The following is a 23,703-nucleotide window of genomic DNA, read 5'->3' on the forward strand; positions in this document are numbered from 1 at the left end:
CCCACGACCCCTTGGTTCGTAGCCAAGTACTCTATCCAACTGAGCTACAGCCGCGCTGTGAGAACAGAATTATGTAAGAAACCAGTCAGCCACGCAAGTGTTTTTTGCAATTCTTTTGTCACATCCCCGATTTGCCCGTCACTTTGCGCATTCCATGCGGGATTAGCGCGGAATCGCCTCCATTGGCAAGCCTTTGCCGCTAGAACATTTACTCCACGCAAACCCGCGTCAAATCAGGGCTTTCCATGTGCTCGCGGTGCAGACGGCACGGTATGCTACGGCTTTTTGCAACGCGACGATTAGTGCGTTCACTGCGCACGCGAGACCGGTTCGGGAACGAGACGCCCGCACCCGCCCCCCTGCTCTCGCGTCACCGTCAAGCAATGCGATGAAATGACGCACCGCGCGCCCTGGCACTTCCCCCGGCGACGACGATGCGATAAAAACCATATTCAAGGAGGCGCTCATGGAAAAAGTCTGGCTCAAGAGCTACCCGCCCGGCGTGCCGGCCGAGATCGACGTCAACGCCTATCGTTCGCTGAACGATCTGTTCCTGCAAAGCTGCCGGAAGTTCGCGGATCGTCCGTCGTTTACCAATCTCGGCGTGACGATGAGCTTCGCCGAGCTCGAGCGCAAATCGCGTGACTTTGCGGCCTATCTGCAAAGCCTGCCCGGGCTGGAGCGCGGCTCGCGCGTGGCCATCATGTCGCCGAACCTGCTGCAATACCCGGTCGCGGTCTTCGGGATTCTGCGCGCCGGCATGGTCGTCGTGAACGTCAATCCGCTCTACACCGCGGGCGAACTTGAGCACCAGCTCAAGGATGCCGGCTGCGGCGCCATCGTGGTCATCGAAAACTTCGCCGCCACGCTGCAAAAGGCGCTGCCGAACACGCCGGTCAAGCATGTCATCACGACCGCCATTGGCGATCTCGTGCCCGCGCCGAAGCGCTGGATCGTGAACTATGTCGTGCGTCACGTTAAGAAGATGGTGCCCGAGTGGCACATCGCGCACGCCGTGCCGTTCCGCACGGCGCTCGCCCAAGGGGCGCGCGCCAAGCACGAAGAAGCGCATCTGGATCACGACGACATCGCATTCCTGCAATACACCGGCGGCACGACCGGCGTGGCCAAGGGTGCGATGCTCACGCATCGCAACATGATCGCCAACATGCTGCAGGCCCGCGCATGGATCGGCTCCGGGCTGGAAGAAGGCAAGGAGATCATCGTCACCGCCCTGCCGCTCTATCACATCTTCTGCCTGACAGCGAACTGCCTGGTATTCCTGCAACTGGGCGCACTCAACCTGCTCATCACCAACCCGCGCGACATGCCGGGCTTCGTGAAGGAACTGGGCAAGTGGAAGTTCACGTTCATCACCGGCGTGAATACGCTTTTCAACGGCCTGCTCAATACGCCGGGCTTCGATCAGCTCGACTTCAGCTCGCTCAAGTGCGCCCTTGGTGGCGGCGCCGCCGTTCAGCGCGCGGTCGCCGAACGCTGGCAGAAGGTCACGGGCCATCCGCTGATCGAAGCGTACGGTCTGACGGAGACCTCCCCCGCCGTGTGCATCAACCCGATGAACAGCGAGTTCAACGGCTCGATCGGCCTGCCGATCTCGTCCACGGAAGTGAGCATCCGCAACGATGCCAACGACGCGCTTCCCCTCGGCCAGGAAGGCGAGATCTGCGTGCGTGGCCCGCAAGTCATGAAGGGCTACTGGAATCGTCCCGACGAAACGGCCAAGACCGTCACGCCGGACGGCTGGCTACGCACCGGTGACATCGGCACGATGGACGAGCAAGGTTACGTGCGCATCACCGATCGGAAGAAGGACATGATCATCGTGTCGGGCTTCAACGTCTATCCGAACGAAGTGGAAAGCGTGCTGGCAATGTGTCCCGGCGTGCTGGAATCGGCCGTCGTAGGGGTGCCGAGCGAGCGCACCGGCGAGGCCGTCAAGGCCGTGGTCGTGAAGAAGTCGCAGGACCTCACCGAGAAGGTCATCATCGACTTCTGCCGCCAGCACCTGACGAACTACAAGGTGCCGCACGTCATCGAGTTCCGCACGGAACTGCCGAAGACGCCCGTGGGCAAGGTGCTGCGCCGCGAACTGCGCTAAGGTCTCGCCAGCCCGAAATGCTTCGTCATACGTAGCGAAGCACGGCGATCCGGGCGAGCGGTCCAACAAAACGGCCGGGACAGTGAAAGACTGTCCCGGCCGTTTTTCATTCATCTATCGCGACAGTTTTCGAGAGATGCCCCGAGGCATCCATCAATACCGCCATCGCAAGGGCCGCGCGCGCTCGTAACTTTTCGTTACAGACACGATGCACCGGGCTTGGGAAAATTCCGGCACGTCGGTGCCCGTCAGGCGCTCACCTGCGTGACATGCTTCAAAACGTGCGCAGCGGCGGCCATGCCGAATGTCGCTGTGACACACATGCTGGAGCCGAAACCGGCGCAATTCAGGCCCTGCGGCCCGGCAGCCACATCGGCGGTATCGCCGGTATCGCCCGTCTCGCAGGCCGCTTCCGGGTAACGCAGGGGCTCGTCCGAGTACACGGCAGGCACATTGAACTTGGCTTTCGGCCCACGGACAAACCCATGTTGCTTGCGTAATTGCGCACGCACTTTCGCAAGCAGCGGATCCTGGATCGTGCGGGCAAGATCGTCGATACGAATGCGTGTCGGATCGATCTGACCGCCCGCCCCGCCAATGGTGACCAGACGCTGCTTATGCGCCACGCACCACGCGATCAGCGCCGTCTTCACCCGAACGCTGTCAATGGCGTCGACCACCCAGTCGAAGCCGCCGTTCAACATGGCGTCGAGGTTTTCCAGCTCCACGAAGTCCTCGACAAGCGTAAGCTGGCAGCCAGGATTGATGGCCAGAACCCGTTCGGCCATCGCGGCAACTTTCGGTTTGCCGTAGTTGCCATCCAGTGCGTGCACCTGACGATTGGTATTGCTTTCGGCGACGTTATCGAGATCGATGAGCGTGAGTCGGCCCACGGCGCTTCGCGCCAGTGCCTCGGCCACCCACGATCCGACGCCGCCGATGCCGATGACGGCCACGTGCGCTTCGCGCAGACGCGCAAGTCCGTCGTCACCGTATAAACGCGCGATGCCGCCGAATCGGCGGTTCGCGTCAAAATCCTCCTCCGATGGCGTGGCAGGCACCGGAGCAACAACGATCGACGGGGTACTGTTCATGATGCGATGGGTAACGTCCTTGAAATGGCTGGCGATCACGATAGTCGCCATCGTGCTGGCATTCGCGGCGTTCATCACGTGGTTTGACTGGAACTACGCCCGGCCCTTCATCAACCGGGAAGTGAGCACCGCGACCGGACGCCCGTTTGAAATCCGGGGCGACCTTTCGCTGCACTGGCTGGCCCCGAACGCACAGGCCCCGGGATTGGGGCGCTGGCTGCCGCGGCCTCGCCTGATCGCGAATGATATCGTGTTAGGCAACGTTACGTGGAGCCAGGAGCCGAACATGATCTCGGTCGGCCGGCTCACGTTCTCGCTCGAATGGCTGCCGCTGCTCGACAAGCACGTGGTGCTCCCCGAGGTCGCGCTGTCCGCACCGAAGGTGTTCGTCGAGGAACAGGCCGACGGGCGCAACAACTGGACGTTTGCCAAGGGCAACGGGCAGCCGTCGCCGTGGAAGCTGCGTATCGGCCGCCTGATTCTCGAAGACGGCGTGGTGCGCGCCAACATCGTGCCGCAGCAGTTGGACCTCACCGCCAACATTGCCACCATCGACGGCCAGGCCCCTTACGGCATCGGCGTCGCCCTGAAGGGGACCTTCCGAAAGGTCGCGGTATCCGGCAATGCGCGCGGCGGCGACGTGCTCTCGCTGGAGGATTCCGGCGACCCGTACCCGCTCGACGCCAACGTGCGTATCGGCCGAACACTCATCGCCGCGAAGGGCACATTCACCAATCCCGCCACGCTCTCTGCGCTCGACATGCACCTGCGACTTGCCGGGCCGACGATGGCAGACCTCTATCCGATCACCGGCGTGCTGCTGCCGGAAACACCGGCCTACGAGACGAACGGCCATCTCCTGCACACTGCGGGCGTGTGGCGTTACGAGCGCTTCCAGGGCAAGGTCGGCCAGAGCGATCTGTCCGGCACGCTGGTCTTCCGCCAACGTCAGCCCCGCAACATCCTGCAGGGCGCCGTGGTGTCGAATCAATTGCGACTGGTCGACCTCGGCCCGGTGATCGGCGGCAAGAATCCGTCCGGCGGGGGCGACCTGACGGGCAAGCCGAAGGCGCCGGCCTCGGACAAGGTGCTGCCCGTCGACCCGTTCAAGACAGATCGCTGGCGCACCATCGACGCCGACGTGCAGTTCACCGGCCGCAAGATCATCAAGGACAAGAGCCTGCCGATCGACAATCTCGTCACCCATGTGGTGCTGGACGATGGCGTGCTCTCGCTCAAACCGCTGGAGTTCGGCGTGGCGGGCGGACGCATTACGTCCAATCTCGTGCTCAACGGGCAAGCCGAGCCGATGAAGGTCGACTCGCAGGTATCGATGCGCCATCTGAAGATGAAGCAATTGCTGCCCGACGTCGATCTGATGAAGACGAGTGTCGGCGAAGTCAACGGCGACGCCGCGCTCACCGCCACGGGCAACTCGGTAGCGGCGCTGGCCGGGTCGTCGAACGGCGAGATCAAGATGCTGATCGACCGCGGCTCGGTGAGCAAGCTCATGCTCGAGTATCTGGGTCTGAACGTCGGCAACATCGTGCTGACCAAGCTCTTCGGCGACAAGCAGATCGAGATGCGATGCGCGGCGGCCGACTTCGCCGTGCGCGACGGCCTGATGGACGCCCGCACCTTCGTGATCGACACCGACGACACGAGCATCGGCGTGACGGGACAGGTCGACCTCAAGCGCGAGCACTTCAACCTGACGATCCGTCCGGAACCGAAGCACTTCGCCCTCATTACCTTGCGCTCGCCGCTCTATGTGCGCGGCACGTTCAAGCATCCGGACGTGGGCGTCAACGTGCCGACGCTGGTGGCGCGTGCCGGCGGCGCCATCGCGCTCGGTGTGCTCGCGCCTTACACCGCACTGATCCCGCTGCTCGAACTCGGCCCCGGCAAGGACAGCCCCTGCGGCGAACTCCTCGCGCATCTGCAACATCCGCCGAGCCGCAACCCGTCGAACGTCAAGGCGGTGCCCGACGCGAACGGCACCAAGGCGCCCGCCCGGGCCCCCGCGAACTCGCCGTCGCGCCCGGCCGCCACGCCCCCCGCATTCGGCCCGGGTCGCGAAGCGCCCTGAGCCGCCGACGGCGCGGCCGTCCCCCCTCGTTGCCGGGAAGCAAAGCCCATGCCACGCAGAGGGATTTACGGGCGGCTTCCGCGCCCGGTGCCCGGGGGCGGCGACGGCAGTCCCGCAAAATTACTTCACTCCTTAAATATCAAGCACATGGCGTGAAATGACCACGCCGTGCGGCATTCGGGCGAGTGGCGCGGGCGCAGCGCGACAAATCGTCACGTGCGCACGTTGGCAAACTCTTCGCTATACTGTGTCGCAACCCCCAACCGCCTCAGACCGACTACGATCGTCGTGACCCAGACGCTTTCTCTCGCGGACCTGCGCAAAAACTACGCCCTCGGCTCCCTTTCCGAAGCCGACGTGGCGCCTAGCCCATTCGATCAATTCCGACGCTGGTTCGAGCAAGCGCTCACGGCCCAACTGGCCGAACCGAATGCGATGACGCTCGCCACGGTCACGCCGGATGGCAAGCCCGATGCGCGCATCGTGCTGATCAAGGGCGCCGACGAACACGGTTTTACGTTCTTCACGAATTACGAGTCGCGCAAGGGGCAGGAACTGGCGGCCACGCCGTACGGCTGCCTGCTGTTCCACTGGATCGAACTCGAGCGCCAGGTGCGCATCGAGGGACGTATCGACAAGGTGAGCGACGCCGAGAGCGACGCTTATTACCACTCGCGCCCGGTGGGCTCCCGTCTGGGCGCCTGGGCCTCGGTGCAAAGCGCCGAAGTGGCCGATCGCAGCATCATCGAGCAACGCGAAGCGGAATTCCGGCGCCAGTTCGGCGACGCCCCGCCGCGCCCGCCGCACTGGGGTGGCTATCGGCTCGTGCCGGCATCCATCGAGTTCTGGCAGGGTCGTGAATCGCGCCTGCACGATCGCATCAAGTATTTCCGGCTTGCCGACGGATCGTGGCGCGTAGCGCGCCTGTCCCCGTAATCGTTGTGTCGGCCACGCCGACGCGGTACGCCTACCTGCCCGTTTGACGAGGAGACGTCACTGTGCCGTGCGGTACGGAGAACAGTTTTTTTGGTGACACTTGGAGCACATCCATGTTGTGGGAGAAAAAACTCGAAAACTGGGTCAGCGGCGTCAAGACATCTTCCAACCTGCCGATCCGCCTCGCGCTCTGGAATGGTCAGCACTACGATTTTGGTGCTTTCGATAACCCCAGCGTAACGTTACGCATCAACGGCCCCGCGGCCATGACGCGTCTGCTCAGCCCCAGCCTCGACAATCTCGGTGAGGCTTATGTGAAGGGCGAGATCGATGTCGAAGGCAAGCTGGCCGACGTCATCGACATGAGCTACGCGCTCGCCGGCAGCAGCCTTACGACCATCGGCCCGCTCGAGCGCGCCGTGCGTCACTTCAATCACAGCAAGAAGTCCGACAAGCGTTCGATCGAATTCCATTACGACGTGTCGAACGAGTTCTACCAGCTCTGGCTGGACAAGAACATGGTCTACTCGTGCGCCTACTTCGAGAATGGCGACGAAGACATCGACACGGCGCAAGAGAAGAAGATCGATCACATCCTCACGAAGATCCAGTTGCAACCGGGGCAGACGCTGCTCGACATCGGCTGCGGCTGGGGCGCCCTCGTGATTCGCGCCGCGCAGAAGTTCGGCGCCAAGTGTGTGGGCGTCACGCTCTCGCAGAATCAGTTCGATCTGGCGACCGAACGCGTGAAGAAGCTCGGGCTGGAGGATCGGATCGAGATCCGCATTCAGGACTATCGCGACGTGGAAGGTCAGTTCGACCGCATCACCAGCGTGGGGATGTTCGAGCACGTCGGGCGCAAGAACCTGCAAGAATACTTCGCCAAGATGGCCTCGCTGCTCAAGGACGACGGCATTGCCATGAATCACGGCATTACCTCGACCGATCCGGACAGCGGCGAGACGGCCATGGGCGGCGGCGAGTTCATCGACAAGTACGTGTTCCCGAACGGTGAGTTGCCGCACATCAGCCTCGCGCTCGAAGCGATGCAGCGCGGCGGGCTCGAAGCGAGCGACGTGGAAAGCCTGCGCCGTCATTACGCACGCACGCTCACCCTCTGGTCGGAGCGCTTCGAGGCCAACGCCCCGCGTCTGCGCGAGCTCGCGGGCGAAGAGCGTTTCCGCGTGTGGCGTGTGTATCTCGCGGGTTGCGCGTACGCCTTCGAGCACGATCACGTGTCGCTCTACCAGGTCATCTGCCGAAAGGCGGGGCAATCGGCCAAGCGTCTGCCCTGGTCGCGCCGTTACATGTACGAGAATCGATGAGTCAGTTCGATCTGTTTGGCGCGCCGCCTGACGATCCGCCGGCAGGCGGACGTGCCAGGCAGGTCGATAACTCCCGAACGTCCACCAGGTCCCCTCCCTCCGATTCGGACAGCACCGATCGTCGCCCGGGCGCCGCGCGCCGTGGCGGCGTCGGTGCGGCCGAACTCCCTCCGGCAATGCGCACGCTGGGCGGACGGTTGCCCGCCAACATCCGCCTGGGCACGTCGTCGTGGTCGTTCCCCGGCTGGAAGGGCATTGTCTGGGACGACGACTACAGCGACACCCGGCTCTCCCGTCAGGGACTCACCGCTTACGCGCGTCACCCGGTGCTGCGTTGCGTCGGCATCGACCGGTCGTTCTACAAGCCGATGTCGATCGTCGAGTATCAGAAGTATGCGCAGCAGGTGCCCGAGGATTTCCGTTTTCTGGTCAAGGCCCCGAGCCTCGTGACGGACGCGCTCGTGCGCGGCGAAAAGGGCGAAGGTCTCAACGCCAACCCGTGCTTTCTCGACGCGCGCATCGCCGGGGAACAGTTTGTCGCGCCCTGTCTCGCGGGCCTCGGCCCCAAGGCGGGCGTGCTCGTGTTTCAGGTCTCCCCATTGCCGTCCGAGTTGCTGCGTGACGTGCCGGGCCTGATTCAGCGTATCGAAGCGTTTTTCGCGGCATTGCCGCCGCTACCTGCAGGCGATGTGGCCGACGACGGCAAGCCAGCGCCCGGGCCGTGCTATGCGCTGGAGATTCGCGACGGCGCATTGCTCACCCCGCGTCTCATGCGAGCCTTGGGACAGTTGGGGGTGCGCTATTGCATCGGCTTGCACGCGCGCATGCCGCATGTGGAGCGGCAGGCGGCCGCGTTGGCGCTGCTCGACGAAGCCGGCGCCGGGCCGCTCGTGGTGCGATGGAACCTGAACAGCACGCACCGATACGAACAGGCCAAGGCGAAGTACGCGCCGTTCGACAAGATCGTCGACCCCGACCCCACGACACGCGATGTCCTCGCGGCGCTCGCAACGCATTACGCGCTCGCCGGCCACCCCGTCTACGTCATCGTCAACAACAAGGCAGAGGGCTCATCGCCGCTGTCGTGCGGCGCCCTGGCCGAGCGCATTACCGAGTTGGCCGGGACGACCGATGCGATGCCCGCCAGTGAGGCCGCCGAATCACCCGGATCACCGGGATCACCGGGATCACCGGCCCCGAACACCAACGGCACCGGCTAACGCTCGCCGTCGGCTGCGGCACGGACAGATTCCCGCCCATGAACGACGAAGGCCCGGGCCGGCATCATGCCGGGCCCGGGCCTTTGTCTTCCCGCGTATCGAATCCGCAGGATGGAAGCCAGAATGCCTTACGCCACCAGATGCGGGATCGGCACGTCGGGGTTCACGTCGGCGTCGTAATCCACGCCGTCGATCTCGAAGCCGAACAGGCGCAGGAACTCGTGCTTGTAACCGGCAAAGTCGGTCAACTCGTACAGGTTCTCGTCCGTCACCTTGCCCCACAACGCCGAGACTTCGCTTTGCACGTCCGGCGACAGTTCCTTCTGGTCCGTACGCACGCGGCCTTCCTCGTCGAGGCGCGGCGTGGCGTTGTACAGGCTGTCATGGTACAAGCCGTAGATCTGCTCGATGCAGCCTTCGTGCGTGCCCTTGGCCTTCATGACCTTGAACAGCAGCGACAGATAGAGCGGCATCATCGGAATGGCCGAGCTGGCTTGCGTCACGAGCGCCTTGAGTACCGCAACGCGTGCGTCGCCGCCGGTTGTGGCGAGCTTCGCGCGAATGCCCAGCACCTTCTCGTCGAGATCCTTCTTGGCTGCGCCGATGGAACCGTTCCAGTAGATGTCGTGCGTGAGCTTCTCGCCCAGATACGTAAACGCGGTGGTCTTCGCGCCCGGGGCGAGCACACCGGCCTCGGCCAGTGCATCCATCCACATCTGCCAGTCTTCACCGCCCATGACGGCGACCGTGTTGTCGATCTCTTCTTGCGTGGCCGGCTCGAACACCGACTCCTTGACGACTTCCTTGTCCGTGTCGATGCCGCGCAGCGTCACCGACTGGCCCACCGGCTTGAGTACCGAGCTGAACACCTGCCCCGTCTCCGGGTGCGTGCGGCGCGGTGCGGCCAAACTGTAGACGACCAGATCGACCTGACCGAGATCGCTCTTGATCGTCTCGATGGTCTTGGCCTTGATTTCCTTGGAGAAGGCATCGCCGTTGATGCTCTTGGCGTACAGGCCCTTCGCGCTCGCAAACTTGTCGAAGGCGGCGGTGTTGTACCAGCCCGGCGTGCCCGGCTTGGTCTCGCTGCCCGGACGCTCGAAGAACACGCCGAGCGTGGCGGCGTCGCTGCCGAATGCGGCCGTGATGCGTGCGGCCAGGCCGTAGCCCGTCGATGCGCCGATCACGAGCACCTTCTTCGGACCGTTCGCGATCGGACCCTGGGCCGTCACGTAGTCGATCTGTTGCTTGACGTTGGCTTCGCAGCCAACGGGATGGGTGGTGACGCAGATGAAGCCGCGCACGCGTGGCTTGATGATCATGGAAACCTCGTTCACAAAATTCGGTGATGCCGGCTCACCCGGCAAACACCGCGCATTGTAAACGAGGTCGGCGCCGCCCGGCTTATTCCGGCGCGGCCACGGCCGAGCGCTCGAGGTGCTTCGGGAATTGAATCTGGCGGATGCGGCGCACCAGCAGTGCCGCGACGACGGCGGCCACGCCCGTGAGCAGCACCCCGGCGTGAACGGCATTCACGAGCGTCTGCCGGGCGGTTTCGACCAGCGGCAGGCCGTCGATGCCCATCGCACGCAGGTCCGTGAGCAGATCGCCGCGCAGCGCCGGGTCGATCAGGATGCGCGGATCGAGCGCACGCGCCACGGCATGTGCCGCCGGGCTGCCATCGTAGGCCGAGACGGCGCCCGACACCCCGACGGCATACCAGTGATTGACCAGTGTGCCTACGATCGTCGTGCCCAGCATGCCGCCGACCATGCGCGTCGACTGAAGCAACGCGGTGGTAATGCCGAAGCGCTCGCGCCCGGCAATCTCCTGCCCGAACACGTTCATGTTGTTCAGGATGAAACCGATGCCAACGCCTGCGCACGCCATTGCCAGCGCCAGCAGCGCATGCGACGTGTCGCGGTGCGCCAGCCCGATCCCCGCCGACGCCGACGCGAGCAGGCAAAAGCCGAGGATCAGCATGTTCGTCGGGCGTGAGAGACGCACTACGATCGGCGTGTTGATGAAGCTGCCCAGGGCAATGCAGGCGGCAATGGGCGTGGCAATCAGCCCGGCGGCCTGCGGACTCAGCCCGAAGCCGCCCTGGAGCAGCAACGGCGCGAAGAAGATCAGCGAATACATCACGAAGCCGATCAGCACCGACAGCGTGAACAGCACCACCAGTTGCGGGTGGCGGAACATATCGAGCGGCACGATCGGGTGCGTGGCACGCCGTTCCGTGCGCAACAGCGCCCAGAACCCAACGACAACCACCGCGATCAGCAACAGATTGCCCAGCGAGGCACCATGCGCCGGCACATTCTCGATGAACACCTGAAAACCGCCGAGCACAACGGCGATCCACAGCGCACCGCGCCAGTCGACGCGAACGTCACCCTTGTGTGCCGGGGGAAATTTCGGCAGGTAACGCCACACGAAATACAACGCCGCCAGACCGACCGGCAGGTTCACGAAGAACGTCGAGCGCCAGCCGAAATGCCCGGAGAGCAGACCGCCCAATGACGGTCCGGCTGCGGTCCCGATGCCATACGCCGTGGTGATCACGACCTGCCAACGCACACGCGAGCGGGCGTCGGGGAATAGATCGGGAACCGAGGCGAAGGCCGTACCGACCATCATGCCGCCGCCGATGCCCTGCAATCCGCGGGCAAACACGAGGAACGGCATGTTCGGCGCCAGCCCGCACAGCAGCGACGCAATCGTGAACGTCAGCACGGAAGCGATCACGAACTGCCGGCGACCGAAATAGTCGCCGAGGCGGCCGAACACCGGCACGGTCACGACGGAGGCCAGCAGGTAAATGCTCGCGATCCAGGCGTAATACTCGAATCCCTTGAGCTCGGCGACGATGGACGGAAGCGCCGTACTGACGACGGTCTGGTCGAGAGCGACCAGCATGTTGACGAGCGCGATGCCAATCATGGCCATCAACGCATCGCGAAAAGGCAGGGGGCGCACGGCGGACTACCTGAAAACTTCAAGGAGGGGGAGCCGCCATTTTATGCGAAAACTAGTGAATATATGAACATTCAGGCGTGACGCGGGTTTCGGCGCGAAACCGCCCGGAATGCCCCATGCTGCCGTGATTCCGCTACCGGCGGCGCAAACCTCCGCCGCCTCTCGCTGATGTGACGAAAATTCAACGGACTGCCGAGGCGGATTCACACGCCTGCGCCGCCGGTCAGGGTGACGTCCTCGGAGGCGCCCACGCGCCGATGGCCGGATCACCGGGTGATGCCCCGGAGACACCCGCCGCCGCCCAAATGCGGCGCTGTCCGATCCTCCTTTCGGACGGACCTTGGTCCCGATCGGCACTGTGGCGGGCAATATTGATGTGTCGCGAAATGTGGCGGTAGTGCGTCCGTTCCCGAAAACCGTGCCTCAACAACGGCCGCACCATCGCTCGACGCTTTGCAAAGCGTCCTCGCTCCGTAGACATGTCCGAATTCACGCACCGGCCCATCAGGAGGAATGCCCATGAAACACTGCCCCGTACGCGAAGACTATCGACGCTGGCTGGACGCCCAGGTCACAGCCGCATCGGCGACGTCGATGCATACGAGCGCCCTTCATGCGCGTCGTCCCGCCCCGCCTGCCCCCTCTGCCCCCTCTGCTTCCTCTGCCCGCCCGGCCCAACCCACCACGCTGCCCGCGCCATTGCCCACGGCGTTACCGTTCGCCGGCTACGTAGTGTGGTGCTTCGAAAGCCAGACCTACCTCGACATCCGCTTCGACCACCAGCGTTTCGAGATCGTCACGCAGCAAGTGCCGAGTGCCGCAGAAGCGTTCTACTTCGACAGTCTGAACGCCGCATATGGGCATGCCGCCGAGATGAGCGAAGCCTGCCTGATTCTCTTTGCCGACGCTGCGGACGCACCGGTTCGCGTCGTCGGCTGACGTCAGCACCGCACCGCCGCACGCCACCTAACCATGTCGAATCTCAGGGAGATCTTCCTATGTATCTGCCTTCGAATCTGATTCCCGGGCAAGCGCCTCAATTGCACGATTGGCGAATCGAAGGGCGCGAAGCGCCAGTCGCGTCGACACTCGGATCGTCGTTGAGAAGCGCCGAAAATCGCTTACCCGAAGGGCATACCGTGTATACGGCAGCCAGGCACGACCAGCCGAGCGCCGCTGCGCTGGTGTCCGCGCCAGATTGCGGGTCAGTGGACGGCAACGACTACACGTGGAATGTGTTGAGCGCTCTGGTCACGCCAAGAGGAGGATGTCCCGCAAAGCGCTATGCCAGGAATGCCGAACTGCGGGAGTCGGTGTCGACCGCCCTGAAGTTGCATTCCCGAAGCGGTGACCAACTGCTCGAAGCCAGACTCAAGTCGCTGGGCCTGCCGTCGTTGCTTCGCGACGAATCACGATATCTGCCGGGGACGCTCGCGGCGCTACGCTATGACATCGGCGCCCACACATTGAGCGCGGAGCGGCCGGGGCCGTTCGACGTCCACGACATGCTGGAGTCGGCGCTTCAGGAGGCGGGCGAGAGCGAACTGTCACGAATGGGCGGCAGTACACCGGGGGCCGATCAGGTCGGGCGTGTCCACGCCCGGATTCTGGACTTCCACTATCGGGCGGCGGGTATCGTCGACGGCGCGGACGGCGCCGCGACACCGGAGGCAGCACCGGCGGCGGGCATGGTGCGAATCAAACGCGTCGCCAAATTCGTCGATCATCTCGAACGATGTCAGCCGAAGGCGCCAACGCCTCGCCCGCGTCGCAAAGCGGCGGGACGCATACCGCTGGGCCCGTTCGCACCGCATCACGACCACATCGAAGTTTGCTCGATTCTTTGACCGTCAGGCCCGGTCCGCTGCCGTGGGGTGCGAGCCGGGCTGAACAGGAATCCCCGAGTCTGCCGGCAAAAGCAAGCGGTCCGGGGTGGCACCGAGTGGTCTTGAGTAAATCGGCCGCAGCCTCACACGGCAACGAAGCTTCGCGTCGGTGACACTGCGGCAGTCGTCTCGCCGTTACGCCGCCGGCTTCAACCGGCGAGCGAACTTCTCGCGGAATTTCTTGAGCTTCGGCGCCACGACGTACGCGCAGTAACCCTGATCGGGATGCTGGCGGAAGTAGTTCTGGTGATAGGCCTCGGCAGGCCAGAACGTCTGCTCCGGTTCCAGTTGCGTGACGATCGGGTGCTGATAGGTCATTTCGGCCATCAACTCGGCAATGAGATGCTCGGCCGCCTGCTTCTGCGCGTCGTCGTGATAGAAGATGGCCGAACGATACTGCGTACCGATGTCGTTCCCCTGACGATTGAGCGTCGTCGGATCGTGGATCTGGAAGAACACGATCAGCAGTTCTTCGAACGTCACGATATCCGGATCGTAGGTCAGCCGCACCACTTCGGCGTGTCCCGTGTCGCCTTCGCAAACCTGCTCGTAGGTCGGGTTGTCGACCTGACCGCCTTCATAGCCCGAGACCACGGACTTCACGCCGTCGAGCTGCTGGTAGCAGGCCTCAAGGCACCAGAAACAGCCACCCGCCAGCGTGGCAACTTCGGTACGGGAATCACTCGGGGAGTTCGTCTGCACTGTCATCTTGACCTCGCTTGTCGGCTACGTTCGTGCGGCGGCGCACCAAACAAATAGGGCGGGCGACCGATGATTCGATCGCCCGCCCTATTGTCGCGCAGAACGCCGCCGAACGGCGCAAATAACCCTACCCGCGCTTTACCCCTTGTGCGCGGACTCGTCGCTCACGCCTGCAACTGCGTGATCAGCGGATGCAACAGACGTGCGCCCACGCGAGCCGTGAGGCCATCGCGGTCATACGTCGGGTTGTACTCGGCAATGTCCGCCACGCGCAGCTTGCCCGAACGGCGAACCACACCGATGAGCGCCTCGATCACCTCCAGCGCCACGCCATGTGCCGCAGGGGCCGACACGCCGGGGGCCTTCTCGCCCGGCAACACATCCATGTCGATGGTCAGGTACACGTGCCGAACCTGCGCGAGCTTCTTCTCGAGCGACTCGCACATCTGCGGCAGACGGTGCGCGAGCATCGTCTCGTCGAGCCAGTAGTCAACGCTCAACGCATCCGCGCGTTCGAACAGGGCGTCGGTGTTGCTGTAACGGCTCACGCCGAGGCACGCGTAGTGGAACGGCGCCTGACGCCCGGACAACAGCTGCGAGATCTGCCAGAACGGCGTGCCGGAGCTTGCCGTGGGCTGGGCCCGCAGGTCGAAGTGCGCGTCGAAGTTCAGGATCAGGATCGGCTCGTCGCGCAGGCGGTCGCCATAGTGCTCGGCCACCCCCAGGAACGTACCATAGGCGATTTCGTGCCCGCCGCCCAACACCACCGGACGCGCCCCTGCCGCCAGCACTTCGGCCACGCGGTGGCCGAGCGCAGCCTGGGCCGCTTCGAGGCGGTCGTCCGCACACACGACGTTGCCGCCGTCGAACACGGCGGGCGTGCCCTGCACCGGCAGACTCGCCAGTGCGCGACGCAGCATGTCGGGGCCGGCAACGGCACCCTGACGTCCGTGATTGCGGCGCACGCCTTCATCGCTGCAGAAGCCGAGCACGACGGCGCCGCCCGCGACCTGCGTGGCGTCGTAGTCGCGCAGCACCTGGTGCAGACGCAGGGTATGGCCGGCTTCGCCGGTATCCACACGGCCTTGCCAGACCGTTCGATCGATTGTCATACGTTTGCCTGCCTTGCCTTACCGTGCGATGACTGCTTGCAGGAATTCGCGCGTGCGCGCTTCGCGCGGCGCGGTGAAGATCTGTTCCGGTGCACCGGCTTCGATGATGCGCCCCTGATCCATCACGACCACCACGTCGGCGACTTCGCGGGCGAAACCCATTTCGTGCGTGACGACCAGCATCGTCATGCCGTCGTTGGCCAGTGCCTTCATCACCTGCAGCACTTCGCCGACAAGCTCGGGGTCGAGTGCCGACGTTGGTTCGTCGAACAGCATGACCTGCGGCTGCATGGCGAGCGCGCGGGCAATTGCCACGCGTTGCTTCTGGCCGCCCGAGAGCGTGCCCGGGAAGACATCGGCCTTGGCGGCCAGCCCGACCTTGGCGAGCAGTTCGCGGGCGAGCGTCTCGGCGTCGGCGCTCTTCATGCCGCGCAGCTTCTTCGGCGCCAGCGTGACGTTTTCAAGTACCGTCAGATGCGGGAACAGGTTGAACGACTGAAACACCATGCCCACATCGGTACGCAGCTTGTTGAGCGCGTTTTCGCCCATCATCTTGCCGTGATCGACGAGCTTCTGGCCAACGATCTCGATGGTGCCCTGTTCGGCCGTCTCCAGCCCGTTGCAGCAGCGCAGGAACGTGCTCTTGCCCGAACCGCTGGGACCGATCACGACCACCACCTGACGCGCATCGACTTCGAAGTCGATGCCCTTGAGCACCTGATGGCTGCCGTAGGCCTTGCCCAGTCCTTCGATCTTCAGGATCGGGCCGCCGAATTCTTTCTTTACATCGCTCATTGCACGGCACCTCCGGCACGCAGGGACTTCTCGGCGCGCTGCAGCAGCAGCGTGGTGGCGCCGGTCAAGATCAGATACACAAATGCGATCGCCAGATACACTTCCAGCGAACGGTACGACACGCTGATGATCTTCTGGCCCTCGTGCATCACGTCGTGAATCGTGAGCAGCGAGACCAGCGCAGAGTTCTTGATCAGCGCAATGAATTCGTTACCCAGCGGCGGGATCATGCGAACGATCGCCTGCGGCAGGATCACCGAGCGCATGGCCATGCCGTAGGGCATGCCGAGCGAGCGGGCGGCTTCCATCTGACCGCGCTCGATCGACTGGATGGCACCGCGCACGATTTCCGAGACGTAGGCACCGCTATAGATACCCAGACCCAGCACGCCGCACATGAATGCCGGCAGCAGAATGTTGAACTGAGGCAGGCCGAAGAACAGGATGAAGAGCTGCACCAGCAGCGGCGTGCCACGAATGAACGTGACATAGGCGGTACAGATGCCGTAGCGAATGCGATGCGCCGGGTTCAGGCGGCCCATGCCGACCAGCAAACCCAACACGCAGCCCAGCGCCAGGGCGCAGGCAGTTACCTCGACGGTAACAAGCGCGCCTCGCGCGAGGTCCTGCCAGTTTGCCCACACCGGCGAAAAATCGAGTTCCATGCGTACTCCGTCAGTTGCTCTGCTGCTTTATTGCTTTATTGCTTCGGCGGGCACCGTCACCCCGTGAGGAGAGACGGCCCGCCCGCCCGGTATTGCCGTCGCGACGCGTATTACTTCGCGGTGCCGAAATACTTGTTGACCAGCGCAGCGTAGGTGCCGTCTGCACGGACCTTTTCCAGCGCCTTGTTCAGGTCGTTGGTCAGCTCGGTGTCGCCCTTGCGCACGGCGAAGCCATAGCGCTCGACCGTCAGCGTCTTGTCGAGCACCTTCACACCCGGGTTGGCCTTCGCGTACAGCAGCGCCGCCGGCTTGCCGGTCACGGCAGCGTCGGCACGGCCGATCTTCACGAGTTCGAACATCTGGTCGTTCTTCTCGACTTCCACGCGCTCGACCTTCGGATAGCTTTCCTTGAGGAACTGCACCGACTTCGTGCCCACCTGGACCGAGACCTTCTTGCCCGTCAGGTCGGCCGGTTCCTTGATGGTGTTGTTGTCGGCCTTGACCAGGATCGCCAGACCGCCGGTGTAGTACGGGTGCGTGAAGTTCACGACCTTCAGGCGCTCATCCGTGATGTAGATGGCCGAAGCGGCCACGTCGACACGCTTGGACAGCACGGCCGGGATCAGGCCCTTGAAATCGATATCCGTCCACTCGACCTTCTTGCCCATTGCCTTGCCGAGGGCTTCGATCATTTCCACGTCGAAACCGGTGCGCTTGCCGTTTTCCACGTATTCGAACGGCGGGAAGGTCGCGTCGGTGGCGACACGCAGCACGTCGTCAGCCGCAAAAACCTTGCTCGAGCAGGTGACGGCCAGTGCCATCGTGAACAGGATGTGACGCAATTTCATCTGGTACTCCTTCGTGTAGTCTCGGTCGGGAAACCGGTTAAAAGTATTGCAATCGATTCGAAATACGCTCGGCTGCGGCCACCGTGAGGCGGATCAGCTCTTCGTGGCGCTGGGCCACACGCACGGCGGGCGCCATCAACGTGATGGTGCCTTCCAGACGTTCCTTGGCAGCAAACACCGGGGCCGACACGCCCCAGACACCGAAGTCGACTTCGCTTTCGGACACCGCATAACGTTGCTTGCGAATCTCGTCCACCTGCGCGATCAGGCGCTCCTGCGCCACCGGCTGGCCGGCGAGCTGACGCCCGATAAGGGTGTCGCGGGTGGCTTGCGGCAGGAACGAGAGCAGCGCCTTGGCCGATGCGCCATGCACCAGCGGATGCGCGCGCCCCTTGGCGAACGAGCAACGCAGCGACTGCTCGCTCTCGTGCATGTCGAGGCAGACGACCTGGCCGTTGGCCGCGACGAGCAGGCCGACGGTTTCGCCGGTGCGCTGTACGAGGGCCTCGATTTCCTCACGGGCCTGGGTCACAAGATGCGAGTTGTGGTCGAAACCCCACGCCAATTGCACGCCGACCGGACCCGGTTCGTAGAGCGCCTCATGGGCATGCTCCTGCACCAGGCCCCACTTCTTGAGCGGCACGAGGTGGCGGTAAACCGTGGAAAGCGGCAGGCTCGTTTGCGCGGCGATCTCGCGTGCCGCGATCGGCCGTCCGTGACGCGCCACAGTCACAAGGACCTGCAGCACGCGTTCGGAGACCGAATGCGCTTCGGTGGTGTCCATCGTCTTGAAAACAAAAGAAAGCAAAAAAATCAGCGGACTACGCCGCTGATGACGACATGGGCGCTATCTTGCGATGCAATTCCCAAAGTAAAAAATGCGATTCTCAGCGGATGGTAACAAAATGGACGGTTACGCATAGGGATTTTCCCTTATGCATCGCGGAACCTGGCCATAAAAAAACGCCAAACCCCTTATTTAACAAGGTGTTTGGCGCTTTTAAGCGGAAACCGAATAAAGCTTCTGATTACCGACTGGTGGTTGATGTTTGCGAATCCGGCGCGGCAGATAGCCACCCGATGAGAATCGGTTTCTGCACTTTCCCAAGTGCGCTCTTCGGCAAGGCGTCGAGCACAACCACGCGTCGCGGCAGTTTGAAGCGTGCGATACGCTCGCCGAGGAAGTCGAGTACGCCTTGTGGCGTCGCGGCGTCGGCAGACGTGGGTACGATCACGGCGACCGGGACTTCCCCCCAGCGCTCGTCAGGCACACCGACCACTGCCGCTTCGAGCACGCCCGGGCAGTCGATCAGCGCATTCTCGATTTCCGCCGGATAGATGTTCTCGCCGCCGGAGATGATCATGTCCTTGCTGCGCCCGACGACCTCGAAGCAACCGTCGTCACGCAAACGCGCGAGATCGCCGGAGTGAAACCAGCCATCTTCGAACGACGCATGCCCGGGTGCGCGCCAGTACTCGCGCATCACATTCGGCGCGCGCACGAGAATCTCGCCCACGTCACCGGGTGCGACCTCCTGACCGGCAGCATCGGCGAGTCGAACTTCGACCCCCGGACATGCCCGCCCCACCGCCCCCGGGTGCGCCTTCGCTTCGCCAAAACGCAAGGCGATCGACACCGGCCCGGTCTCGGTCGCGCCGTAGACCTGCCCCAGCGGAATGCCGCGTGCGTGGAATGCGTCGATGGCCGAGAGCGGAATCACGCTCGAGCCCGCCATCACGCCGCGCAGCGACGACAGATCGGTCGTCGCCCACATCGGATGCAACTGAACGGCGCGCATCGTGGCGGGGACCATGAGCGATAGCGTCGGCCGATGCTTCGCGACGTCGGCCAGCCACGCCGCCGGATCGAACCGCGGGTGCAGCGTGACGCTCGCGCCACGCAGCAACGCCGGTAATGTCTGAATGCACAGGCCGCCGACGTGGAACATCGGCAGCGTCGACAGCACGTGATCGTCGGCCGACATGTCGTGCGCCCACCAGCTTGCCTGCGCGTTGGCGAGCAACCCGGCCTGCGTGTGCAGCGCGCCCTTCGGCTCCCCCGTGGTTCCCGAGGTGTAGGCGAGCAGCACGGGGGCGTCGTCCGCCACGTCGGGATAGGCGACGGGCTTGATCGACGGCACCGCAATCAGTCCTTCGATGGGGGCGATGGCCGGGGGAGGCAGATCGGTGATGGCGTCGCGCTCGATCACATCGCGGATCTGCCGCGCGGCGTCGCGGTGCATGGCGTCGAACCACAGCACGCGTACGCCCGCGTGGCGCACGATCGCCGCCAGTTCTGGCACGGCGAGACGGAAATTGAGCGGCAGAAAGACAGCACCGGCGCGCGCGCAGGCGAACAGCAGTGCGAGTTGCAGGTCGTCGTTCAGCCCGAGGCAGGCAACGCGATCGCCCGGCGCAATGCGCCACGTCTCGCGCAGATGCCCGCCCACCCGCTCGATGCGTCGCCACAACGCCGCGTAATCGGTTTGCAACGCTTCATCGCCCACGCCACAGCGCAGCGCCAACCGCTCGGGGGTGGCGCGCGCATGACGGGCAAGCGCTTCGACAAAAGGCGTCAACTTGTTCTCCGTGACAAGTGAGACGGTGAGGCGGCCAGACCACTTCGGGGGCTTCGGCCGCGCTCGTCCATGAGCAGACTCGCGTGGCTTACTCGTCGCGCTCGCCCGGCTCGTACAACGCTTCGCGGCCGATGCGGTCGAGACACAGCTCCGCTGTCCACGGCAGCATCAATGCGCCGCAGCGCGAATCGCGATACATGCGCTCGAGCGGCAGCGTCTTGAGCATCGACTGTCCGCCACAAGTGCGAATCGCCAGACGGCACAGCTCGTTGGCATTCTCCATGATCGTGTACTGCGCGGCGTAGGCGCGCATGCGCGCTTCCTTGCCTGGATCGGCACGACCGTCCTGCACGGCACGAAGGAACAACGCACGGGTCTGTTCCAGCATGATGTGCATCTGCGCGACGGCAATCTGCTTGGTCGGATACATGCGACGCTTGACCGGCGCGCCCATGCCCTCGGCTTCCCCACGCAGATACTGGATCGTGAAATCGTACGCCACCTGCGCGATGCCCATGTAAGTGGGCGAGAGCGTCATGAACATGTGCGGCCAGCGGCTCGCGGCCTGATGGTAGACGCCGCGCGGCATCAGTTGCAGCTCGTCGGCCACGAACACGTCCTTGAAGAGCAACGTGCGCGAGACCGTGCCGCGCATGCCCAGCGGATCCCAGTCGCCTGTGACCGTCACACCCGGCGCGTCGCCCGGCACGGCGATGTAGAACGTGTCCTTCATCGACAGCTCGGGCTTGTCTTCAGTGCACAGCACGCCGTAGTAGTTGGCCGCGCCCGAGAGCGACGCGAAGATCTTGCGGCCGTTGATCTTCCAGCCGCCTTCCACCTTCGTTGCCGTCGTGCCGAACGGCGCCTTGCCCGCCGCTGCGGCACTCCCTTCCGAGAACGGCTGCGCATAGATCGCGCCGTCCTGAATCACGCGCGCGAAGTGATGCTCGCGGTAGCGCGCATGCTCGGCACGCTGCTCCGGCGACATGTCGAGATCGTCGGCAAGAATGCCGGTCCACATCATCGAACACGTGTGCATGTTGAACGTGAGTGCCGTGGCGCCGCAATGCCGGCCGAGTTCGGCGGAGACCATCATGTACGTGGCGAAATCGGCGCCGAGGCCACCGTCCGACTCGGGGATGCACAACTTCAGCAGTCCCGCTGCGCGCATGTCGTCGTAGTTCTCGAACGGGAACGACGCTTCGCGATCCCAGCGCGCGGCGCGCGGCGCGAGCGACTCGCGTCCCACCTGCTCTGCCAGCGCCAGCAGACGCCGCTGCTTGTCCGTGAGCGGGAAGTGCTCGCCGACGATCGAAGGGGGCTGATAGGCCACGGTAGTCTCCTGGTGTCTTTTAGAGTGTTGCGAGGAAGGCGCGTACCTCGGCGTCGAAGGCTGCCGGGTGCGTCAGATTCATCAGATGCCCGGCACCGCTCAGGCACACGTAACGCACGCGCGCACGGGAATCGGTGATGGCGTCGGCCATGCGCGCCATGACTTTTGGCGGCGCGTTCGTGTCGTGCTCGCCTGCGACGAGCAGCACCGGCACGGCGAGGCGCCCGAGCGCCGCGCGTTGCTCGAAGCCGACGAGCGCGCGCAGCGCGGCACGATAGGCGTCGGGCGTGAGCGCCCCCATCGCGTCGACGGCAAGGGCGTGCGCCTTGGCTCGCGTGGTGTCGTCGGGCGCCCCGAGCATGCCGGGCACGATCGCTTCGGCCATTTCACGCAGGGTCTTGCCCGCGTCGAGCGGTGCCGTGCGTTGACGCACGAATTCGCGTTGAAAATCGCCGTCAGGCTTGCCGAAGGCGGGCGACGTGCCGCAAAGGACCAGTCCGGCAATGTCATGCGTGAACGGCTCGCCGCGCGCCATCAACTCCTGCGCGACCATGCCGCCCATGCTGTGTCCCACCAGTACGAAGCGCGACGGCCCGAGCGAATCGAGCAACGCCCGCAGGCTGTCGGCCAGTGCCGCCATCGTCGGCTCTCCCGGCATGGCGCTTTGGCCGTAGCCCGGCATGTCCCAGGCGACGACACGATATCCCCCGGGCACGAAAGTCTCGAACTGCGCGGGCCAGACATCGGCGTTGCCGCCAATGCCGTGCAGCAGCACGAGTGTGAGCGGACCCTCGCCCGCCACGCGGCAGGCAGGCACTTGCGACGTCATGATGCGAACTCGCCTTGCAACTGACCGTCGCGCACCACGACATCGCCGTCGAGCGCAATCGTGCAGTGCCGCAACGGCAGATCGAAGTGACCGAGCGTGTGACGTCCCGCCACTTCGTTGGCCCCCGTCGAATACAGGAAGTTGCCTGCGAAGGCACGCTGTTCGGTGCCATTGCAGTCGCGCTTGTCGTAGCACGCGAGGGCGTCCCAGCGGGCGCGCGGGTTAAGGCCGAAGCCGACATGCGAGACGGCATACGCCTCGCGATCGCCCCACGCCGCGAAATAGTCGCGCATGAGATCGACGTCCACGCCCTCGCCGTCGATGGCCACGACGTAGTCGTCTTCGACCGTCAGCGCGATGCGATCCCGGAGGTATTGCTTGAAGGTCAGATTGATGTCGCCCGGGGCGAGAATCAGTTGGCCGTTCACGCTATGGGCGGCGGGGAATGCCAGCGCCAGACCGCCAGGCCAATGCGCGACCTGGCCCGGCTTGGCACACCAGCCCCAGACGCCACCGACGCGCGCGTCGCGCAGACCGATGTGCAGATCGGTGCCGGCGGCCGACGTCACGTGCATTTGTGCTGCGCCGCGCAAGCGCTTGATCGCGGCGCGCACCTTCGGTTCGAGCGCCGGGTCGGTGGCACACCGTTCGAGAATTTCTGGGTGTTCGTTGGAAACCATCAGCACGCGCGCGCCGCCACCGAGAATCTCCGGCAGTTCGGGGGCGTGGAGCAGGCCTTCGACCGTGCAGTCGACGACCAGTGTCGCGGCCTTGAGGGCGGCAACGACCGGGGCCAGTTGGCCGAGCGCATCGCTCGCGCCCGTGGAGCGCACCGGCACAGGGGCACTCACGCGCGGACTCGGGACAACCAGCCGGAAAGGCCTTGCGCCAAGCGATTCCGCAGCCAACTGCGCTAATTCCACGTTGACAGGCCGGGATTGCGTTTCGGCTACAATCGCCACCACATCACCGGGTCGTATGTCGCAGCGCCGAAAGGTCTCGGCAAATACGTCGATCCACTTATGCTCGATTCGCTCGATCAGCATATCGTCTCCTGAGCGTCTGACCTTCTCGCCCGCCAGGGGCTCTGCCCCATGGCACGCTGTCGGCCGTCACGCGTCTTGTCGATCTGTTGTTCGTGCCATAGTATATGAATATTCATACAAATCAACCCGATCAAATTTGCCGGACG

20 protein-coding genes are annotated in these 23,703 nt (G+C 64.1%); 7 read left to right on the forward strand and 13 right to left on the reverse strand.

The genetic code is table 11. The features are described from left to right. Positions 1-466 precede the first annotated feature (466 nt). Entirely contained in the window at positions 467-2,119 is a 1,653-nt protein-coding gene (locus tag ABWO90_RS19725) for an AMP-binding protein (protein ID WP_353192924.1), read from the forward strand. A gap of 248 nt (positions 2,120-2,367) precedes the next feature. Here ABWO90_RS19725 and tcdA read toward each other — a convergent pair whose 3' ends face one another. Next, the gene (gene tcdA / locus ABWO90_RS19730) at positions 2,368-3,213 is read right to left on the reverse strand and encodes a tRNA cyclic N6-threonylcarbamoyladenosine(37) synthase TcdA (protein ID WP_353192925.1); all 846 of its coding nucleotides are present in this window, start codon (positions 3,211-3,213) and stop codon (positions 2,368-2,370) included. On the opposite strand from tcdA, the gene ABWO90_RS19735 reads away from it, so the two are divergent. The 4 genes from ABWO90_RS19735 to ABWO90_RS19750 all read left to right on the forward strand — a co-directional run bounded on the left by ABWO90_RS19735 (position 3,212) and on the right by ABWO90_RS19750 (position 8,783). Beyond that, positions 3,212-5,302, forward strand: a complete 2,091-nt coding sequence (locus tag ABWO90_RS19735; RefSeq protein WP_353192926.1) for an AsmA family protein — start codon at positions 3,212-3,214, stop codon at positions 5,300-5,302. The genes tcdA and ABWO90_RS19735 overlap by 2 nt on opposite strands. A 288-nt stretch (positions 5,303-5,590) precedes the next feature. Continuing rightward, positions 5,591-6,238: a pyridoxamine 5'-phosphate oxidase gene (gene pdxH, locus ABWO90_RS19740; protein ID WP_353192927.1), complete on the forward strand. Its 648-nt coding sequence runs from the start codon at positions 5,591-5,593 to the stop codon at positions 6,236-6,238. A 113-nt stretch (positions 6,239-6,351) separates the two neighbouring features. Then, positions 6,352-7,563: a class I SAM-dependent methyltransferase gene (locus ABWO90_RS19745; RefSeq protein WP_353192928.1), complete on the forward strand. Its 1,212-nt coding sequence runs from the start codon at positions 6,352-6,354 to the stop codon at positions 7,561-7,563. After that, a complete protein-coding gene (locus ABWO90_RS19750) occupies positions 7,560-8,783 on the forward strand; it encodes a DUF72 domain-containing protein (RefSeq protein ID WP_353192929.1) in 1,224 nt (407 codons plus the stop codon). The genes ABWO90_RS19745 and ABWO90_RS19750 overlap by 4 nt, the downstream gene beginning before the upstream one ends. 128 nt (positions 8,784-8,911) lie before the next feature. Here the strand turns inward: ABWO90_RS19750 and fabV are convergent, their stop codons facing one another. Then, positions 8,912-10,105, reverse strand: a complete 1,194-nt coding sequence (gene fabV, locus ABWO90_RS19755; RefSeq protein ID WP_353192930.1) for an enoyl-ACP reductase FabV — start codon at positions 10,103-10,105, stop codon at positions 8,912-8,914. 82 nt (positions 10,106-10,187) lie between these two features. Beyond that, positions 10,188-11,726, reverse strand: a complete 1,539-nt coding sequence (locus ABWO90_RS19760) for an MFS transporter (protein WP_353192997.1) — start codon at positions 11,724-11,726, stop codon at positions 10,188-10,190. A gap of 555 nt (positions 11,727-12,281) precedes the next feature. Here ABWO90_RS19760 and ABWO90_RS19765 point away from each other — a divergent pair. Further along, on the forward strand, positions 12,282-12,701 hold the full coding sequence (locus ABWO90_RS19765; protein WP_353192931.1) for a hypothetical protein: 420 nt from the start codon (positions 12,282-12,284) through the stop codon (positions 12,699-12,701). Between the two features lie 374 nt (positions 12,702-13,075). After that, positions 13,076-13,609 (forward strand): hypothetical protein, encoded by a 534-nt coding sequence (locus ABWO90_RS19770; RefSeq protein WP_353192932.1) that lies wholly within the window; start codon positions 13,076-13,078, stop codon positions 13,607-13,609. A gap of 174 nt (positions 13,610-13,783) precedes the next feature. On the opposite strand, the gene msrA is transcribed toward ABWO90_RS19770, so the two are convergent. From msrA to ABWO90_RS19820, 10 genes are all read right to left on the reverse strand, one after another. Beyond that, on the reverse strand, positions 13,784-14,356 hold the full coding sequence (gene msrA, locus ABWO90_RS19775; RefSeq protein ID WP_353192933.1) for a peptide-methionine (S)-S-oxide reductase MsrA: 573 nt from the start codon (positions 14,354-14,356) through the stop codon (positions 13,784-13,786). 158 nt (positions 14,357-14,514) lie between these two features. Further along, positions 14,515-15,462: a formimidoylglutamase gene (gene hutG / locus ABWO90_RS19780; protein WP_353192934.1), complete on the reverse strand. Its 948-nt coding sequence runs from the start codon at positions 15,460-15,462 to the stop codon at positions 14,515-14,517. Between the two features lie 18 nt (positions 15,463-15,480). Then, positions 15,481-16,257, reverse strand: a complete 777-nt coding sequence (locus ABWO90_RS19785; protein ID WP_353192935.1) for an amino acid ABC transporter ATP-binding protein — start codon at positions 16,255-16,257, stop codon at positions 15,481-15,483. Then, a complete protein-coding gene (locus ABWO90_RS19790) occupies positions 16,254-16,922 on the reverse strand; it encodes an amino acid ABC transporter permease (protein WP_353192936.1) in 669 nt (222 codons plus the stop codon). The genes ABWO90_RS19785 and ABWO90_RS19790 overlap by 4 nt, the downstream gene beginning before the upstream one ends. 110 nt (positions 16,923-17,032) lie before the next feature. Further along, positions 17,033-17,770 (reverse strand): transporter substrate-binding domain-containing protein, encoded by a 738-nt coding sequence (locus tag ABWO90_RS19795; protein WP_502922668.1) that lies wholly within the window; start codon positions 17,768-17,770, stop codon positions 17,033-17,035. Between the two features lie 37 nt (positions 17,771-17,807). Beyond that, positions 17,808-18,554, reverse strand: coding sequence for an IclR family transcriptional regulator (locus ABWO90_RS19800; RefSeq protein ID WP_353192937.1), 747 nt, complete (start codon positions 18,552-18,554; stop codon positions 17,808-17,810). Between the two features lie 244 nt (positions 18,555-18,798). Further along, positions 18,799-20,349: a class I adenylate-forming enzyme family protein gene (locus ABWO90_RS19805; protein WP_353192938.1), complete on the reverse strand. Its 1,551-nt coding sequence runs from the start codon at positions 20,347-20,349 to the stop codon at positions 18,799-18,801. Between the two features lie 88 nt (positions 20,350-20,437). Further along, a complete protein-coding gene (locus tag ABWO90_RS19810; protein WP_353192939.1) occupies positions 20,438-21,682 on the reverse strand; it encodes an acyl-CoA dehydrogenase family protein in 1,245 nt (414 codons plus the stop codon). A 19-nt stretch (positions 21,683-21,701) separates the two neighbouring features. Beyond that, positions 21,702-22,511, reverse strand: a complete 810-nt coding sequence (locus tag ABWO90_RS19815; RefSeq protein WP_353192940.1) for an alpha/beta fold hydrolase — start codon at positions 22,509-22,511, stop codon at positions 21,702-21,704. Then, positions 22,508-23,557, reverse strand: coding sequence for a 2,5-dihydroxypyridine 5,6-dioxygenase NicX family protein (locus ABWO90_RS19820; RefSeq protein ID WP_353192941.1), 1,050 nt, complete (start codon positions 23,555-23,557; stop codon positions 22,508-22,510). Before ABWO90_RS19820 ends, ABWO90_RS19815 begins: the two co-directional genes overlap by 4 nt. Between the last annotated feature and the right edge of the window lie 146 nt (positions 23,558-23,703).

Origin of the sequence: Pandoraea pnomenusa (assembly GCF_040391475.1) — a bacterium.
In the GTDB taxonomy this organism is placed as follows: Bacteria; Pseudomonadota; Gammaproteobacteria; order Burkholderiales; family Burkholderiaceae; genus Pandoraea; species Pandoraea pnomenusa_C.

Coding starts and splice junctions, on each gene's coding strand:
- ABWO90_RS19725 (WP_353192924.1), top strand. CDS start 467: ATGGAAAAAGTCTGGCTCAAGAGCTACCCGCCCGGCGTGCCGGCCGAG.
- ABWO90_RS19735 (WP_353192926.1), top strand. CDS start 3,212: ATGATGCGATGGGTAACGTCCTTGAAATGGCTGGCGATCACGATAGTC.
- tcdA (WP_353192925.1), bottom strand. CDS start 3,213: ATGAACAGTACCCCGTCGATCGTTGTTGCTCCGGTGCCTGCCACGCCA.
- ABWO90_RS19745 (WP_353192928.1), top strand. CDS start 6,352: ATGTTGTGGGAGAAAAAACTCGAAAACTGGGTCAGCGGCGTCAAGACA.
- ABWO90_RS19750 (WP_353192929.1), top strand. CDS start 7,560: ATGAGTCAGTTCGATCTGTTTGGCGCGCCGCCTGACGATCCGCCGGCA.
- fabV (WP_353192930.1), bottom strand. CDS start 10,105: ATGATCATCAAGCCACGCGTGCGCGGCTTCATCTGCGTCACCACCCAT.
- ABWO90_RS19760 (WP_353192997.1), bottom strand. CDS start 11,726: ATGATTGGCATCGCGCTCGTCAACATGCTGGTCGCTCTCGACCAGACC.
- ABWO90_RS19765 (WP_353192931.1), top strand. CDS start 12,282: ATGAAACACTGCCCCGTACGCGAAGACTATCGACGCTGGCTGGACGCC.
- msrA (WP_353192933.1), bottom strand. CDS start 14,356: ATGACAGTGCAGACGAACTCCCCGAGTGATTCCCGTACCGAAGTTGCC.
- hutG (WP_353192934.1), bottom strand. CDS start 15,462: ATGACAATCGATCGAACGGTCTGGCAAGGCCGTGTGGATACCGGCGAA.
- ABWO90_RS19785 (WP_353192935.1), bottom strand. CDS start 16,257: ATGAGCGATGTAAAGAAAGAATTCGGCGGCCCGATCCTGAAGATCGAA.
- ABWO90_RS19790 (WP_353192936.1), bottom strand. CDS start 16,922: ATGGAACTCGATTTTTCGCCGGTGTGGGCAAACTGGCAGGACCTCGCG.
- ABWO90_RS19795 (WP_502922668.1), bottom strand. CDS start 17,770: ATGAAATTGCGTCACATCCTGTTCACGATGGCACTGGCCGTCACCTGC.
- ABWO90_RS19800 (WP_353192937.1), bottom strand. CDS start 18,554: ATGGACACCACCGAAGCGCATTCGGTCTCCGAACGCGTGCTGCAGGTC.
- ABWO90_RS19815 (WP_353192940.1), bottom strand. CDS start 22,511: ATGACGTCGCAAGTGCCTGCCTGCCGCGTGGCGGGCGAGGGTCCGCTC.
- ABWO90_RS19820 (WP_353192941.1), bottom strand. CDS start 23,557: ATGCTGATCGAGCGAATCGAGCATAAGTGGATCGACGTATTTGCCGAG.